The following is a 15,428-nucleotide window of genomic DNA, read 5'->3' on the forward strand; positions in this document are numbered from 1 at the left end:
CGGCTGGGGGACTCTAGGGGGATTTCGAGCACGACGAGACGCACGCGCGATCACGCCGGTTGGGGGCGCTTCGATATCCGCTCGCGCACTTCGGGCGAGGCCAGGCACGTCGCGACGGCCTCGTAGCCCGGCGCGCCGGGGTAAGGCACGACGCGGCTTGGCGGACTGTGATTCGCCGGGCAAAGCAGAATGGCTTCGTCGGGTCCAACGGCGGCAAGATCCAGGATCGCCGACGAGCGCGTCATCAGGAAGAGGGGCTTTCCTGCGGCCTTCGCGCGCTGACGAAGGTGCGCCATCAAGGCTTCCTGAGATGGCTGGTCAAGGCCCTGTTCGACCATGTCGATCACCAACACCGCGGGGCCTTCCGTTTCCAATGCAACGAGTAAAGCTGTCAGCGCATCGGATTCTCTTGCGCCCTCGTCGACGAGCCACGCCATGACTTTGGCAATGCGCGATCCGAGAGCGGGATCCGTTGCCAACATGGCCTTCGCCGCGGCGCATCCATTGTCGAGCCGATCCAGGCCAACGAAGGCCGCATTTGGCAGGCTCTGCGCGAGACGAAGGGCCAGCCTGGTCTTTCCGCTGCCTAACGAGCCGATGATGTAATTCAGGGGACGCACATCCCGAACTTCGAACCATTCCCCTCCCCAAGGCCAGGGGAGCGCAAACGCCGCGCGGGTTTCGGTCGATCGATCGAGCAAGCCGGTTAATTCTCCATCCGATGGCATCCGACCACGAGCCAGGTTTGCCTGGATACTTCGTAGCCTGTCCAATTGGTGAAGAAGCGCTTGGATATCTTTGTCGAGCACCGCTTCGTGTGTCGACAACGCCGCGCTCAGGCTCTCGACGTCACCCCCCAGTACGCGCGCGATTTGAGCCAAGCTGAGTCCGAGCGTGCGCAGCGTCACGATTTCGGTCGCGCGGACGATATCGTCAGGTCTATAGGTTCTATACCCCGCTGGTGTACGCCCGGGGGTCATCAAGCCATGCTGTTCGTATAGCCGCAAGGCCTTGATCGATACGCCAAGCCGTCTGGCTGCTTCGGAAGCATTCAGCCACGAATTGGAAGAACTCATGGGTTCACCGTCCTTGTGTTGACTAGGTGCAGCCAGCTTGGGGGCGGCCCCAAGGGTCGAGTCAACACATTATCGGATTGTTTGCCGGCACAACGCCCGTCTGCTCATAGGAAAGGAAATTGCAATAGCATTACGCCTCGCCTGGCGGTTCAATCCTGGCAACTTTGATGGGGAAAGCATGGCAAGGGGACGACCGGTATCGGACACGCGGCGCGCCACGCCTGGGGCCCGGGGCCGGCAAGGCGGCACGGATGGACGCCTCCGCCTCTATAGGCCGGTGGCGGCGCTCCTCTGCCTGGGCTTGAGCGCTTGCATCAATGGCCGGCCGATGCAGCCCCCGCCGCCGCTGTACGCGCTGTGGGCCAAGGCTGGCGTCGATCAGCAAGGCGTGCGTGACGCGCTGCTCGACTGCGGCTTTCCCAGCGCCAGCCATGTCGACGGCACGACCATCACCAACAACGACTATGCGCGGGGTGAGCAGTGCATGCTCGGCAAGGGCTTCGCCTACCAGGAGCGCCACACCTACTGTGACGCCCATCCCCATCTGGCGGCCTGCCCGGCAACCGACGGCGCCGCGGCGGCGTCACGGCAACGCCCGCCCGCCTATGAACAATGGACCCGGCCGGACGCCGACGCGCAGCGCGTGCAGCAAGCCATGCGGGCGTGCGGCTACGCCTCGGTGATCGAGCCGGGCGACGACATGCTGCTCAACGACATCGCCGCCGCGCAGCTGTGCATGCTCGATCAGGGCTTCCGGCTGACGCTGCCGGCCAACGCGCTGCTGTGCAGGAATCCGCCCATGCTGGCGGCCTGCCGCGGCCGCGTGATCGACACCGCCCATTGCTGCGCGCCGCCCCGGGCCGCCGGCCAGCGCTGACGCGGCGGCCCGGCGTCAGTCCGTGCCGGGAAACGCCTCCACCCACTTGACGGTCACATCGGGGAACGCGTCCACGAACTGGACCGTGAAGTCGGGAAAGGCATCGACGATCTTCCATTCGCCGCATCCGTCGGCGAAGGCGCTGACTTTCTTCACCCGGATATCGGCGAAGGCGTCGACCACCTTGACCTTGCCGTGCAGCGGGATGCCTTTGTAGGTGCAGCGGCCCTTGTCGATATCACCGGCCTGGGCGGTGAAAGCGGCGCCCAGCATGGCGCAGGCGAGAAGGGCGTGAGGCAGGGCGCGCATGGACGGCATCTGTTCAGGGCCGGGCATGGCCGGCGGGCGAGGGGATTATGCCCGAGTCCTGCCGTTGCGCCGTGCGCGTCCGATGCGTGCGGCCGCGCCTACACCGCCGAGACGCTGGCCTCGGTTGTTCCCAGCGCACCGCCCGGCGGCGCCGTCACGATCGACGTCAACGCCGGCTCCGCCGCCTTCAACCCCGCCAGATCCGGCCGCGGCCGCCGCAGTTCCTCATTGCCGGCAAACGCCGACTCCATCCCCTGCGCCGCCGCCAGCACCTCGCGATCGCCCCGGAACCGTCCCACGATCTGTAACCCGAACGGCATCCCCTTGTGATCGCGCCCGCAAGGCAGCGTCAGCGCCGGGTGCGTGGTCAGCGTGATCACATACGTCAGCGCCAGCCAGCGGTAATAGTTCTCCTGGCGCTTGCCGTTGATGGCCTCGGCATACAGCTGCGTCCACGGGAACGGCGACACAGGCGTGGTGGGCGACAGGATCAGGTCGTAGTCGTCGAAGGCGCGTTGGAAGCGCTTGATCAGCCGGGTCTGCTCGGCCTGCGCCCAGGCGCAATCCTTCAGGCTCATGGCCGCGCCCATCTCGAAATTGGCGCGAGTGTTGGGGCCCAGGCTGGCCGGGTCTTTCTCGTAGGCGTCGCGCATGCCGGCCACGAAGGCCTCGGCGCGCAGCACGTCGAAGCAGCGGTGGGCCTCGCCAAAATCCATCTCGATGGGATCGCAGGCCGCGAACAGATGGCGCATGGCGGCGATCTTGGCGCGGAAGGTGGCGCGGATGCCATCGTCCACGTCGCACAGCCCGAAGTCTTCGGTATAGGCCACGCGCAGGCGGCCCAGGTCGGCGCTGCCCGGCGCCAGGAACTGCAGCGGATCGAGCGGGTAGCTGAGCGGATCGCCGGCGTCGGGGCCGGCGCTGGCGGCCATCTGCAGGCAGGCGTCGGCCACCGTGCGGCCCATCGGGCCGACCACCGAGATCGGCGTCCAGCCCAGCGGCTTGCGCACGCTGGGCACCACGCCGGGCGATGGCCGGAAGCCGACCACGCCGCACTTGGCGGCCGGAATGCGCAGCGAGCCGCCGGTGTCCGACCCGGTGCACAGCGGAAACAGGTCGCTGGCCAGCGCCGCGGCCGAGCCGCCCGAGGAGCCGCCGGCGTTCAGATTCGGATTGAAGGGATTGCCCGTCGCGCCCCACACCGTGTTGCGCGAATTGGCGCCCGCGCCCATCTCGGGCACGTTGGTCTTGGCGGCCACGATGGCGCCGGCGCGGCGCAGGCGCGCCACCAGCGTCACGTCCTCGGCCGGCACGTGATCGCGGTAGATCGGCGAACCATAGGTGGTGAGCAGGCCGGCGGTGGGTTCCAGGTCCTTCACGCCCAGCGGCAGTCCATGCAGCAGGCCCAGCGTGTCGCCGGCCATCACCGCCTGTTCGGCCGCGCGCGCCTCGATGCGGGCGCGGTCGAAAGCCGTGGCGGTGACGGCGTTGATGTAGGGATTGACCGCCTCGATGCGGGCGATGCACGCCTCCAGCAGTTCCACCGGCGACAACTGCCGCGCGCCGATCAGGCGCCGCAGTTCCACCGCGGATAACGAGACGAGGGAATCGTCCAGGATCATGGGAGTGTTTCCTTTCAGTCGATCTTGATATCAGCGCGCCGGGCCAGGTCGCGCATCATCGGCAGTTCCTTCTGGATCAACGCTTCGCCCTCGGCGGCGCTGGAGAAGGCCGGCTCGAAGCCCTGGTTTTCCAGGCTCTTGCGCACGTCGGGCGATTCGACCGTGGCGCGCAAGGCGTTTTCGAGCCTGGCCTTCACGTCGGCGGGCAGGCCGCGCGGCGCGGTGAACATCAGCCAGGTGTCCATCGCCACCGACGGGTAGCCTTGCTCGGCGAAGGTCGGCACATCGGGCAGGAAGCTGGAGCGGGCGGGCGCGGACACGGCCAGCACGCGCACCTTGCCCAGCTTGCTTTGGGGCAGCGCGGCGGCCACGGTGTCTACCGAAAACGGGATCTGGCCGCCGATCAGGTCGGTCATGGCCGGCGCGCTGCCCTTGTAGGGCACGTGGACCATCCTGATGCCGGCGGCCGCCAGGAAGGCTTCGCCCACGAAGTGCGAGGTGGTGCCGGTGCCGAACGAGCCATAGGCCGGCGGCTCCTTGGCGCGCGCGTTGACGTAGGCCACCAGTTCCTTCACGTCCTTGACCGGCACCTGCGGGTTGGCCAGCAGCGCCAGGCCGGTGCGGCCGACGATGCCGAGCGGCTCGAAGCTCTTGACCGGGTCATACGGCAGCTTGCTCTGGATGGCGGGGTTGACCGTGAAGGTGGTGCCGGAACTGACCAGCAGGGTGTAGCCGTCGGGCGCGGCCTTGGCCACATAGCCGGCGCCGATCACGGTGCCGGCCCCCGCGCGGTTTTCCACCACCACGGTCTGGCCCAGTTCCTGGCCGAGCTTTTGCGCGATGACGCGGCCCAGCACATCCGTGGCGCCGCCGGGCGGGAAGGGCACGACCAGGGTGATGGGACGGGTCGGATAGCCGCCCTGGGCGCCGGCGGGGGCGGCAGTCGCGAGGGCGCCCGCCAGGGTGATACCAAGGGCAATCAAGGCAGTCTTCATGGTCATGCTCGACAAGGGAGTGGACGGAACGACGCGTGTGACGGATGCCATCTTGGCGGGGGCTCAACGTTGCAGCAATATGAATTGTTAGAATTCTGCGTTGCGTTTGGCGCAAAGCTAACCTCAACCAAGGGCAAACCCCGATGAACCCGCAGATCCTGCAGGAAATGGCCGTCCGCTACTTTCTGGAAGTGGCGCGCTGCGGCTCCGTCAGCGTCGCGGCGGAGCGGCTGGACGTGGCGCCGTCCGCGGTCAGCCGCCAGGTCGCCCGCCTGGAGCGCGAGCTGGGCACCTTGCTGTTCGAGCGCCGCGCGCGGGGCATGACGCTCAACGCGGCGGGGGAACTGCTGGCCGCCCATGCCAAGCGCGCGCAGCAGGACGTCGAGCGCGTCGCCGGCGACATCATGGGCCTGCGCGGGCTGCGCCAGGGGCTGGTGCGGGTGGTCTGCACCGAAGGCTTCATCCATGATTTTCTGCCCGCCGCCATCGCGGATTTCCGCCGGCAGTACGCCGGCATCCGCTTCACGCTGGACGTGTGCTCGCAGCGCGAGGTGCCGGTGCGGGTGCGCGACGGCACGGCCGACATCGGCGTCACGCTCAGCCTGACCTCGCATCGCGACGTGCGGGTAGAACTGCGCATGCCGGCGCCGGTGCGCGCGGTGGTGGCGGCCGGCCATCCGCTGGCAGGCCAGCCCGAGGTGTCGCTGGCGCAATTGATGGCCTATCCGCTGGCCTTGCCCGATGCCGATTCGACGCTGCGGCAACTGATCGACATCAGCTGCAGCCGCCAGCAACTGTCATGCGAACCGATGTTCTCCAGCCGCAGCGTCGACGCGCTGGTGGCGTTCGCGGGCGCGGGCGGCGGCGTGGCGTTCTGCGGCGAACTGGCGATCCGTTATCGCCTGCGCGCCGGGCAGGTGGTGGCCCTGCCGCTGCGCGACCGCGAGATGAACGAACGCCACTTCGAGGTGCAGACGCTGGCCGGGCGTGTGCTGCCCGAAGCGGCCAAGGCCTTCATCGCCAGCCTGCGCGCGCAGTTGCAAGCGGATGGCGGCGTGGTGCCGGCGCCTGATAGTTAGGAAGGCGTCGCGCTCATGCCGGCCTGGCGCGCGGCCAGCCAGGCGCGGCCCTTGGGCGTCAACGTGGCCACCGGGGCGGCGGCGTCGCCGGCAGGCCGGCGGGCCAGGTCCACCAGGCCGTTGCTGGTGGCGTCTTCCCAGGCCGACAGGCGTGGACACGACGTGCGCCACGCCTCCATGATGTCCGCATAGGTGCGGGGATGCTCGGCAACCCAGATCAGGAACTGCGTCAGGTTGCCCAGTTGCGAGGCGCTGGCCTCGATGGCGGGGATGTCGTCGGACATGGCGGGCTCCGGGCGCGCTGGGCCGGTTTTCACGATAGGCCCACGATACGCCCGGACGCAAGGCGCCGCCAGGGCGGCTTCAGGACAACCGGGTCACCATGTCGCCCGGCCGCGCCAGCTCGTGGTACAGATCGTCCAGATAGGTGGACAGTTCGTCTTCGGGGAGGTCGGCCGGGATGACGATCCCGCCGGCGCGCACTCGCTTGCCCGCCACGGCCTGATACACGGCCCATTGGCCGGCCTCGCGAACGATGTCCAATTGCAGGCGGCGGTAGATGTCGAATTTCATGGCGGGTCCACACTTAGCGGCGGAGAGGGCGACGACGCGCAGTGCTCACGCTACCATGGCTTTCACCACAACAAGGGAGCGACGATGGAAATTCTGGACGGTTTTCAGATCACGCGCGGCGCGCTGCAAGTGCAGGATGGCTACGTACCGGTCATCGAGGCGCGCGGGCCGGGGCCCGACGGCCGCCCGTTGCATGGCGCTGTGCCGGTGACCGAATACGGCGTGTTTGACGATCAGGAGGAGGCCATCAACGCCGGCTGGACGATACGCGTGCGCGCGATCACGGCCGCAGGCGATGGGCTGTCGATACGGATCGACGAGTGAAGGGCCGCGGCGCGGCGCCTGGAAAACGCTGGACAAAAAAATCCGGCCCGAAGGCCGGAAAAAATTACAACAACAAGCACATCAGCTCGCCGGCACGAGCCAGTGCGGTGAGAAATTTATCATGTATGAGATAAATAACAAGATGTAGTGTCCAGGTGGTGGACGCTAAGTGGCCGATTTATTCGAATTGGGCCATCCCGGTGCGTTCCCCGTAAATCGGGCGACGCCGCCGCCCGCGCGCTTGCGGGCGGCCCGCGCTCTCAAACCACCTGCGTCACCGTCTTGCCTTCGCGGAACCAGCCATCCAGATTGGCCAGCATCAGGTCCGCCATGGCCCGCCGGGTCTCATGCGTGCCGCTGGCGATGTGCGGCAGCATCACCACATTGTCCATCGCGTTCAACGCCGCCGGCGTGGCCGGTTCGTGTTCGAACACGTCCAGGCCCGCGCCGGCGATGGCGCCGCTTTGCAGGGCCTGAACCAGTGCCGTCTCGTCCACCACCGTGCCGCGCGCGATGTTGATCAGCCAGCCTTGCGGGCCCAGCGCCTGCAACACCTCGGCATTGACCAGGTGGCGCGTGGCGTTGCCGCCCGGCACCGCCAGCACCAGGAAATCGCACTCGGCCGCCAGCGCCGTCAGCGTCGGGCAGTAGCGGTAATGCGCCGGCGCGTCCGCACGCGGCTTGCGGTTGGTGTACAGGATCGGCATGTCGAATGCCTCGGCGCGCCGCGCGATCTGCAGGCCGATATTGCCCAGCCCGACAATGCCGCAGCGCTTGCCGCTCATGCGCGTGCCCAGCCCGAAGCCTTCCTGCGGCCAGCGCCCGGCGCGCACGAAACGGTCGGCCTCGGCGATGCGGCGCGACGCCGCCAGCATCAGCGCCAGCGCGGTGTCCGCCACGCAGGCATCGAGCACGCCAGGCGTGTTGGTGACGCGCACGCCGCGCGCCTGGGCCGCCGCCAGATCGATGGTGTCGTAGCCCACGCCGAAGCTGAAAACGCCTTCCAGCGCCGGCAGCGCGTCGATCAGTTCGCGCGGCGCGCCGAAGCGGCCGCTGGTGGCGATGCCGCGGATCGCCGCGCCGTGATCGCGCAGCAGCGCCGCCTGGTCAGGGCTTTGCCACCAGCGGTGCACGCGGTAGCGTGACTCCAGTTCGGCGGTCAGTTCGGGCAGCAAGGGGCCGACCATCAGCAGGTCGGCAAGAGGTGGGGAAGCAGTCGTGGTCATGTCGGGTGTCACGGTTGTTGCGACGACCCGCGGGTGCGCGGGTCGCAAGAAATGGCCGGCGGAGGGACGACCGGCGATGAAAGCCGTCCCGGCCGTGTGGGTCGGGGACGAAGAAATGACGGGGGCGGGCAATGCGCCGCCCTTCGGGCCGCGTCACCGCGTCGTGTGCGGCCGCATTGCCCGCCCGGTTACTGCGTCTGGATATGCCGGGTCTTGATGATCTCCCCGTAGCGCGCGCGTTCGCTGGCCGCCAGCGCCTGCAATTGCTGCGGCGTCGATCCGTGCGCGACCGCGCCCTGCGACTCCAGCTTGGTCTTCATCGCCGGGTCCGCCGCCACCTCGCGGATCGCCGCCGACAGCTTGTCGATCACCGCCTGCGGCGTGCCCGCCGGCGCCAGCACCGCCGTCCATGAGCCGGTCTGCGCGTTCTTGACGCCGGCCTCGTCGATGGTCGGCACGTCGGGCAGCGCGGGCGAACGCGTCGCGCCGGTCACCGCCAGCGCGCGCAGCTTGCCGGAATTGACGTACGGAATGGTCTCCAGCACCGATGCGAACAGCATGTCGACGCGGCCCGCCATCAGGTCGGTCATGGCCGGGCCGCCGCCTTTGTAGGGCACGTGCATCAGGTCGGTGCCGGTGGCCTGCTGGAAGATCTCGCCCGACAGGTGCGGCGCGCCGCCGGTGCCGGAACTGGCGAAGGTGTGCTTGCCGGGCTGGGCGCGCGCCAGCGCCACCAGGTCCTTCACGTTCTTGGCGGGCAGGGTGGTGGGCACCACCAGCACGAACGGCAGGTCCGAGAACAGCGATACCGGCGCGAACGCGGTGGCCGGATCGGAATGCAGCTTGTAGATCCACGGATTGATCGCCAGCATGCCCGAATTGGCGAACAGCAGCGTGTAGCCGTCGGGGTTGGCGCGCGCCACCAGATCGGCGGCGATCTGCCCGCCGGCGCCGGGGCGGTTGTCCACCACCACCGAGGCCGCCAGCTTGTCGCCCAGCGCCGCCGCCAGCAGGCGCGCCGAAATGTCGGTGCCGCCGCCCGGCGAGAACGGCACGATCAGGTTGATCGGGCGGTCCGGGAACGGCGCGGCCTGCGCCGCGGCGGGCAGGGCGCCACAGGCGGCCAGGGCCAGGGCCGCGGCAAGGAAGCGGCGGCGCGGGCGTGCGGAATTGCGTGTCTCCATGGTCTTCTCTTTGTAGTAGTGAGCGGCGCGGGCCGCGGAAAGTCGATGCTGCGATGGCACTCCTTTCGCGGGACGGAAAGAGCGCGCCCCGGTGTTGCGGCCGAGTATAGGAACGCCGGCCGATGGATGACTGTTCGAGCTATAAATAGCATTGATCAATTCAAGGATTGGATCGATGGAATTCCGCCAGCTCGAATGCTTCATCGCCGTGGCCGAGGAACTGCACTTCGGCCGCGCCGCCCAGCGCCTGTGCATGACGCAGCCGCCGCTGTCGCGCCAGATCCAGTTGCTGGAGCAGGACCTGGGCGTGACGCTGTTCGAGCGCAGCAGCCGCCAGGTCGAACTGAGCGCCGCCGGCCGCCGCTTCCTGCGCGACGCGCGCCACCTGCTGGAATACTCGGCCCGCGCCACCGCCAGCGCCCGCCGCACCGCCGGCGGCGACGCCGGCCACATCACGCTGGGCTTCACGGCGGTGGCCTCGTACCGCCTGATGCCCTCGCTCATCATGCGGGCCCGCAAGCGGCTGCCGGGCGTGGAGATCCAGTTGCGCGAAACCGTCAGCACCGACCTGTCGCGCCTGCTGCTGGCGCGCGAGCTGGACGCCATCCTGGCGCGCAGCGTGCCGCGGCAGGCGGGCATCGAAGCCCGCCTGATCGAGCGCGAACCGCTGGTGCTGGCGCTGCCGGCGGATTCACCGCTGTGCGAACAGGACGTGGTGCCCCTGCGGCTGTTGCAAGGCCAGCCTTTCGTGCTGTATTCGCCGCGCGAAGGCAAATACTTCTATGACCGCATTGTCGGCGCGTTCGGCCTGGCCGACGTGCAGCCCGACTACGTGCAGCGCGCCAGCCAGACGCATACCTTGCTGGCGCTGGTGCGGGCGGGGCTGGGCGTGGGCATCGTGCCCGATTCGGCGCGCGAGCTGCGCCTGGAGGGGGTGGAGTTCCGCTCGCTGGGCCAGCGCGACCTGTATGCCGATATGTACCTGGCCTGGCATGCGCAGCACGACAACCCTGCGTTGGAGGCCTTCCTGCGGCAGGTGGCGGAGGTGTTGCCCCCGGCACCCTGAAGGGGGCGACAGCCGGGCGCGCGCCTGGCATGTCGTCGTCGTTCAACGCGATAGGCAGGGAATTGCATGGCGTTCGCGCCGTTCAACGCGACATGGCGTTCGTATCCGACTTCAGGCTCTCGATGATCCGCAGTCCGTCCCGGTGGCGCTGTTCGCCGGTTTCGCACGACTTGCAGATCGCGCCGACGTACAGGCCGTCGACCACCGTCTCGGCGAACACGCCCGACCGGTACTGGTGCCGCGCATCGGTCTCGACCCGGTACCAATCCCGATCGCCGATGCGCACCCGCTCCAGCGGCTGGCGGATATCGGCGTCGGGACTGGTCGCGCGCAGCACCGCCCGCAGGCGGAAATAGCGCTTGAGCGGCGACGCATAAAGCGCTTGCAAGCGGGCGTCATCGTCGTCGCCTTCGAGCGGCTTGGCTTGCATCAGCAGGGTGCAGGTTTCCTGCGTCTGTTCGCAGGCCTCGCTTTCGCAGACCAGCTGCACGCGCCGCATGCCGCTGCGCGAGACCTCGCCTTGCGGCGAGCCGTCCACCACCCAGCCCTCCGGCAACTGCACCGACAGGCCATGCGGCAGATCGAGGGTTTCGGCGGACGCGGCGGGCGCCAGCGCGCCAAGCGCCGCGCACAGGGCCGCCAGGCGGATCAAGGCCGGCCCGCTCATGGCGTACCCCCGCGCTGGCGATGATCGCCGCCCGCGCCGCCCGTGAGGGTGCGTTCGAACAGCGCCGACTGCTCCGCGTCCAGCGCGCGTCGGGGCAGGATCAGCGGTTCGCCCTCCCGCCGCATCAGGATCAGGTGGTTGCCTTGCCGCTCGACCCGGTCGAAGCCGGTCGTCGCGAAGCTGTTGATCCAACCGTCCTGCCGGACTTCGAGCCGGTCGTCATACAGCCGCGCCTCGTGTTCCTCGGCCGGCATGCGCCGGTGCATCTGCCCGGCCAGCTTGTACGCGTGGCGGCGCCGGGACCAGGGATGCAGCAGAATGATGACGGCCAGGATGGCCCAGAACCCCAGCGTGATCTTCCAGAAACTGTCCGTGAACATCTCGCCGAACAGCGGCCAGGCATAGCGCAGCGGCACCCGCTCGGGGTCCAGCAGCCACAGCAGCACGAATATCAGCGGCACCAGCAGGGCGGTCAGCGCGAAGGCCAGCAGGAAACCGCGCCGGCGGCGCCGCCGCATGCCGGGACGTTCGATCTGCCACGAAATCGCGGCGGCCCGGTCTTCCTGGTTCAGCAGGAAGCGCGTCGTCAGCAGCGGCGGCGCGGCCTCGGGCGCCTGCCGCGCTTGCGGCGGGTGCTGCGTCGCGTCCGGAGCGCTGGCGTGGCAGGATGCGGCCCACGCCTTGATGCGCGCCACCTGCTCGTCGGATAGCGCCTGTCGCGGCAGGGCGTACACGTCCTCGATGTTGCGCAACTGGATGAACAGGTGTTCGGAGGTCTCGGCAATCCCCTGGATGCGCGAGCACGCCATGGCCGTCTTGCGTCCCGGCAGGGTGACGACAAGCCCGCCCGGCTGAAAGTAATAGAGCGGGTGGATGGTCTGGTCGAGCCCTTCGTCGCGGCACCAGCGCGCCAGGCGCCCGCGCACGATCGCCGGATGGCGGAAGTAGTAGATCAGCACCGGGATGGCCACGACCAGGATGGGCACGCCGTCCAGCCCGAACAGGTCGTGAAAGAAGCGCGAGAGGAATGGGCCGAAGCCCTGCTCGCCGCTATCCCGCCAGGAAGAGAACCCCAGCATCCCCAACAGCGCCAGCACCACCCACGTCAGGAAGTACAGCGCGCGCCGCCGGGCGGCCCCGAACATGTCCGCGTAGCTGAACAGCGCGGCCGCGATGCGGTCCTGCAGCGTGATCGGCGCGGTCAGCGAGAAACCGTCGGCCGGCATCGCGCCGGGCGCGTCGTCCGGGGGCGCAACCGGCGGCGTCAGCGTACCGTCGGCAGCGGTGCTCGGCTCGGGCATGGGGTCTCCGTCAGGGGTTGACCCGCAATTTAGCATTGCTGCGGGGCGAGACGAGACGGGACTAGGTTAGGCGGGACGGGGAGAGGCGCGGCGGGGAGAGGCAGGGCGCGACGAGGCAGGGCGCGGTGAGGCGGGGCGAGGCAAGGCGCGCGACCAACCGCGCGTCGCCGCTGTCAGGCCGGCATCTTCTTCTTGCCCAGCAGCGCCAGCGTCAGCGTGCGGCCACGGCTCATGAAGGGATACAGCGCCGCCGACAGGCACGGGCGGCGGAAGATGGCGGCATTGATCTGGTTGAACAGGTCGCTGTCCGAACTGAGCAGCGCCAGCCGGTTGATGCAATCGGCGCCCCAGTAGATGTGCCCCTCCAGCCGCAGTAGCATGCCGTCGTTCAGGTCATAGCCACGGTCGCGGAAATACGCCACCAGTTCGGGATGCTGACGCATGTCGAGCAATTCGACCGGGCCGACGGCCTTGCGCAACTGCACCATCCGCACGTAGTTGGTGCAGAACGGGCAGTCGCCGTCGTACAGCAGGAAGTTGCGGGGCGCGGTATCCGTATCCATGACGTACAGCTTACCAGCGGCGGGCGTCGCTTGCTTGGGGCGCCGGGACGCCGCCGACGCACGATTGGAAGCGGCGCATGACACTCGCGCCGCCATGCGCCAGCGGCGCGCGCAGCCATGCGGCGCAGTGACGGCCCGCAGTCGTTGTGGGGAGGCATGGGGCGCAGGTGTGTGGCGCAGGTATGTGCGTAGGGATAAGGCGCAGGAACAGGCCACTGGGATCGCGCGCGGCGATACGCGGCCTGCCGCTCAGGCCTGCTCATCCGCCCACGCCAGCGCCATGGCGTAATCGCGCACGTCCGCCGGCCATGCGGCCACCTGCCGCGTGAAACCCGCGCGGTCATCGGCATACAGCGCCCGCGTGGCTTCCTCGAAGCCCGGCAGGTTGCCCGCCATGCTCGACATGAAGTGGTACGCCGCCTCTTGCCGTTGCCGCTGCTGGTCGCGCGCCTCGTTGTCGCGGCGCGCCTGTTCCACCAGCTTGCGCAGCGCCACCGACGCGCCGCCGGGCTGCGCCGCCAGCCAGCCCCAGTGGCGCGGCAGCAGCGTCACCTCGCGCGGCACCACGCCCAGCTTGGGCCGGCCGCGGCCGCGCGGGGCGGCATCGGCGCCGTCCGTCTCGTCAGCCTGCTTGGGAGCGGGCTCGGGCGAAGGTTGGTAGCGCTTGCGGATATCGGCGTCGGCGCCGCGCAGGTCCAGGTCGACCTGCTTGCCGGTCTGGTCGTCGAATACCAGGATCGCGCCGTGGTCGTTGTCGTTGTCGTTGGCGGGGCCGGCCTGGGCCTGCTTGACGGCCAGCGCGACCTCGGCAAGCGCGCCGCGCGCCAGCAGGCGGTGGCCGGAGAAAGCGGTATGGAGAAGGGCGGATGGGTTCATGGTGTGCACAGGTATTTACCCGGGTAAATTTGACGCCTCGCATTGTGCGCGGCTCCAACGCTTCTGTCAATATGATCCGGGTAAAAATAATGCAAGCCCACGACGGCGATTGAAAAAAGTCGCAAAAATTACGTCCCGACCTAGGGTCAATACCTAGTCAAAACATGCAAGCGGCGTATAATCTTGCTTTGCGCCCGGAGTTACCCATGCGTCTCGTTCAAAAAGCGCTCACCTTCGACGATGTGTTGTTGGTGCCTGCGTATTCCGAGGTGTTGCCGCGCGACACCTCCCTGGCCACGCGCCTCACCCGCAACATCTCCCTGAACATCCCCCTTGTGTCCGCCGCCATGGACACGGTCACCGAATCCCGCCTGGCGATCGCCATGGCCCAGGAAGGTGGCATCGGGATCATCCACAAGAATCTGTCCGCCGACGCCCAGGCCCGTGAAGTCGCCCGCGTCAAGCGCCACGAATTCGGCATCGTGATCGATCCGGTCACCGTCACCCCCCAGATGAAAGTGCGCGACGCCATTGCGTTGCAGCGCCAGCATGGCATCTCGGGCCTGCCGGTGGTGGAAGGGCGCAAGCTGGTCGGCATCGTCACCAACCGCGACCTGCGCTTCGAAGAGAACCTGGACCAGCCCCTGCGCAACATCATGACGCCGCAGGAACGCCTGGTCACCATGAAGGAAGGCGCCACGCTCGATGAAGCGCAGGCCCTGATGCACAAGCATCGCCTGGAACGCGTGCTCATCGTCAACGACGGTTTCGAGCTGCGCGGCCTGGCCACTGTCAAGGACATCGTCAAGAACACCGAGCACCCGCTGGCCAGCAAGGACGCCCAGGGCCAGTTGCGCGTCGGCGCCGCGGTCGGCGTCGGTGGCAACACCGAAGAGCGCGTTGAAAAGCTGGTCGCCGCCGGCGTCGACGTGCTGATCGTCGACACCGCCCACGGCCACTCCAAGGGCGTGCTGGAAGGCGTGCGCTGGGTCAAGCAGAACTACCCCAAGGTCGAAGTCATCGGCGGCAACATCGCCACCGCCGCCGCCGCGCGCGCGCTGGTCGAGCACGGCGCCGACGGCGTCAAGGTCGGCATCGGCCCCGGCTCGATCTGCACCACCCGTATCGTGGCCGGTGTCGGCGTGCCGCAGATCCACGCCATCTCCGAAGTCGCCAAGGCGCTGGAAGGCACGGGCGTGCCGCTGATCGCCGACGGCGGCATCCGCTACTCGGGCGACGTCGCCAAGGCCCTGGCCGCCGGCGCGTTCTCCTGCATGATGGGCGGCATGTTCGCCGGCACCGAAGAAGCGCCGGGCGAAGTGGTGCTGTTCCAGGGCCGTTCGTACAAGTCGTACCGCGGCATGGGCAGCCTGGGCGCCATGACGGAAGGCTCGGCCGACCGCTACTTCCAGGACCCGGCCAACAACGCCGACAAGCTGGTCCCCGAAGGCATCGAGGGCCGCGTCCCCTACAAGGGCAGCGTGCTGGCCATCATCTACCAACTGGTCGGCGGCATCCGCGCCTCCATGGGCTACTGCGGCGCCGCCACCATCGACGACATGCGCACCAAGGCCGAATTCGTGGAAATCACCTCCGCCGGTGTCCGCGAATCCCACGTGCACGACGTACAGATCACCAAGGAAGCGCCCAACTACCGCGCCGACTGATCCCCGTACAGTCAACTACAATG

The 15,428-nt window shown here is 68.3% G+C and carries 17 protein-coding genes; 5 read left to right on the forward strand and 12 right to left on the reverse strand.

From position 1 onward, the window contains the following. Positions 1-50: 50 nt before the first annotated feature. Positions 51-1,076 carry a MerR family transcriptional regulator gene (locus DK459_RS05325; RefSeq protein ID WP_070541934.1) on the reverse strand — a complete coding sequence of 342 codons (1,026 nt, stop codon included), beginning with the start codon at positions 1,074-1,076 and terminating at the stop codon, positions 51-53. 328 nt (positions 1,077-1,404) lie between these two features. On the opposite strand from DK459_RS05325, the gene DK459_RS05330 reads away from it, so the two are divergent. Further along, positions 1,405-1,953, forward strand: a complete 549-nt coding sequence (locus DK459_RS05330) for a hypothetical protein (protein ID WP_233256762.1) — start codon at positions 1,405-1,407, stop codon at positions 1,951-1,953. Between the two features lie 15 nt (positions 1,954-1,968). Here the strand turns inward: DK459_RS05330 and DK459_RS05335 are convergent, their stop codons facing one another. From DK459_RS05335 to DK459_RS05345, 3 genes are all read right to left on the reverse strand, one after another. Continuing rightward, a complete protein-coding gene (locus DK459_RS05335) occupies positions 1,969-2,262 on the reverse strand; it encodes a hypothetical protein (RefSeq protein WP_035182813.1) in 294 nt (97 codons plus the stop codon). A 98-nt stretch (positions 2,263-2,360) separates the two neighbouring features. Continuing rightward, a complete protein-coding gene (locus DK459_RS05340) occupies positions 2,361-3,884 on the reverse strand; it encodes an amidase (RefSeq protein ID WP_110134521.1) in 1,524 nt (507 codons plus the stop codon). A gap of 14 nt (positions 3,885-3,898) precedes the next feature. Beyond that, positions 3,899-4,885, reverse strand: a complete 987-nt coding sequence (locus DK459_RS05345; protein WP_024069245.1) for a tripartite tricarboxylate transporter substrate binding protein — start codon at positions 4,883-4,885, stop codon at positions 3,899-3,901. 137 nt (positions 4,886-5,022) lie between these two features. On the opposite strand from DK459_RS05345, the gene DK459_RS05350 reads away from it, so the two are divergent. Next, on the forward strand, positions 5,023-5,958 hold the full coding sequence (locus DK459_RS05350; RefSeq protein ID WP_006387071.1) for a LysR family transcriptional regulator: 936 nt from the start codon (positions 5,023-5,025) through the stop codon (positions 5,956-5,958). On the opposite strand, the gene DK459_RS05355 is transcribed toward DK459_RS05350, so the two are convergent. Together DK459_RS05355 and DK459_RS05360 are read right to left on the reverse strand one after the other, a co-directional pair. After that, positions 5,955-6,242 carry a hypothetical protein gene (locus DK459_RS05355; protein WP_020928166.1) on the reverse strand — a complete coding sequence of 96 codons (288 nt, stop codon included), beginning with the start codon at positions 6,240-6,242 and terminating at the stop codon, positions 5,955-5,957. The genes DK459_RS05350 and DK459_RS05355 overlap by 4 nt on opposite strands. Positions 6,243-6,321: 79 nt before the next feature. After that, positions 6,322-6,531, reverse strand: a complete 210-nt coding sequence (locus DK459_RS05360; RefSeq protein ID WP_020928165.1) for a hypothetical protein — start codon at positions 6,529-6,531, stop codon at positions 6,322-6,324. Between the two features lie 84 nt (positions 6,532-6,615). Between DK459_RS05360 and DK459_RS05365 the strand changes: the two genes are divergently transcribed. After that, entirely contained in the window at positions 6,616-6,855 is a 240-nt protein-coding gene (locus DK459_RS05365) for a hypothetical protein (protein WP_020928164.1), read from the forward strand. 260 nt (positions 6,856-7,115) lie between these two features. Here the strand turns inward: DK459_RS05365 and DK459_RS05370 are convergent, their stop codons facing one another. Next, positions 7,116-8,081: a 2-hydroxyacid dehydrogenase gene (locus DK459_RS05370; RefSeq protein ID WP_110134522.1), complete on the reverse strand. Its 966-nt coding sequence runs from the start codon at positions 8,079-8,081 to the stop codon at positions 7,116-7,118. A 188-nt stretch (positions 8,082-8,269) separates the two neighbouring features. After that, complete coding sequence (locus DK459_RS05375; protein WP_026382912.1) at positions 8,270-9,265, reverse strand: tripartite tricarboxylate transporter substrate binding protein; 996 nt, start codon at positions 9,263-9,265, stop codon at positions 8,270-8,272. Positions 9,266-9,440: 175 nt separating this feature from the next. Between DK459_RS05375 and DK459_RS05380 the strand changes: the two genes are divergently transcribed. Continuing rightward, the gene (locus tag DK459_RS05380) at positions 9,441-10,331 is read left to right on the forward strand and encodes a LysR family transcriptional regulator (protein WP_006387078.1); all 891 of its coding nucleotides are present in this window, start codon (positions 9,441-9,443) and stop codon (positions 10,329-10,331) included. Between the two features lie 82 nt (positions 10,332-10,413). Here DK459_RS05380 and DK459_RS05385 read toward each other — a convergent pair whose 3' ends face one another. From DK459_RS05385 to DK459_RS05400, 4 genes are all read right to left on the reverse strand, one after another. Next, positions 10,414-10,998, reverse strand: coding sequence for a hypothetical protein (locus tag DK459_RS05385; protein ID WP_006387079.1), 585 nt, complete (start codon positions 10,996-10,998; stop codon positions 10,414-10,416). Next, complete coding sequence (locus DK459_RS05390) at positions 10,995-12,299, reverse strand: YcxB family protein (RefSeq protein ID WP_110134523.1); 1,305 nt, start codon at positions 12,297-12,299, stop codon at positions 10,995-10,997. Before DK459_RS05390 ends, DK459_RS05385 begins: the two co-directional genes overlap by 4 nt. 173 nt (positions 12,300-12,472) lie before the next feature. Further along, positions 12,473-12,862 carry a DCC1-like thiol-disulfide oxidoreductase family protein gene (locus tag DK459_RS05395; protein ID WP_053497856.1) on the reverse strand — a complete coding sequence of 130 codons (390 nt, stop codon included), beginning with the start codon at positions 12,860-12,862 and terminating at the stop codon, positions 12,473-12,475. A gap of 249 nt (positions 12,863-13,111) precedes the next feature. Further along, complete coding sequence (locus DK459_RS05400) at positions 13,112-13,738, reverse strand: DUF2239 family protein (RefSeq protein ID WP_110134524.1); 627 nt, start codon at positions 13,736-13,738, stop codon at positions 13,112-13,114. 206 nt (positions 13,739-13,944) lie between these two features. On the opposite strand from DK459_RS05400, the gene guaB reads away from it, so the two are divergent. Beyond that, positions 13,945-15,405, forward strand: coding sequence for an IMP dehydrogenase (gene guaB, locus DK459_RS05405; protein WP_006387084.1), 1,461 nt, complete (start codon positions 13,945-13,947; stop codon positions 15,403-15,405). Positions 15,406-15,428: the final 23 nt, after the last annotated feature.

This window comes from Achromobacter sp. RW408 (genome assembly GCF_003184165.1).
Classification (GTDB): domain Bacteria; phylum Pseudomonadota; class Gammaproteobacteria; order Burkholderiales; family Burkholderiaceae_B; genus Achromobacter; species Achromobacter xylosoxidans.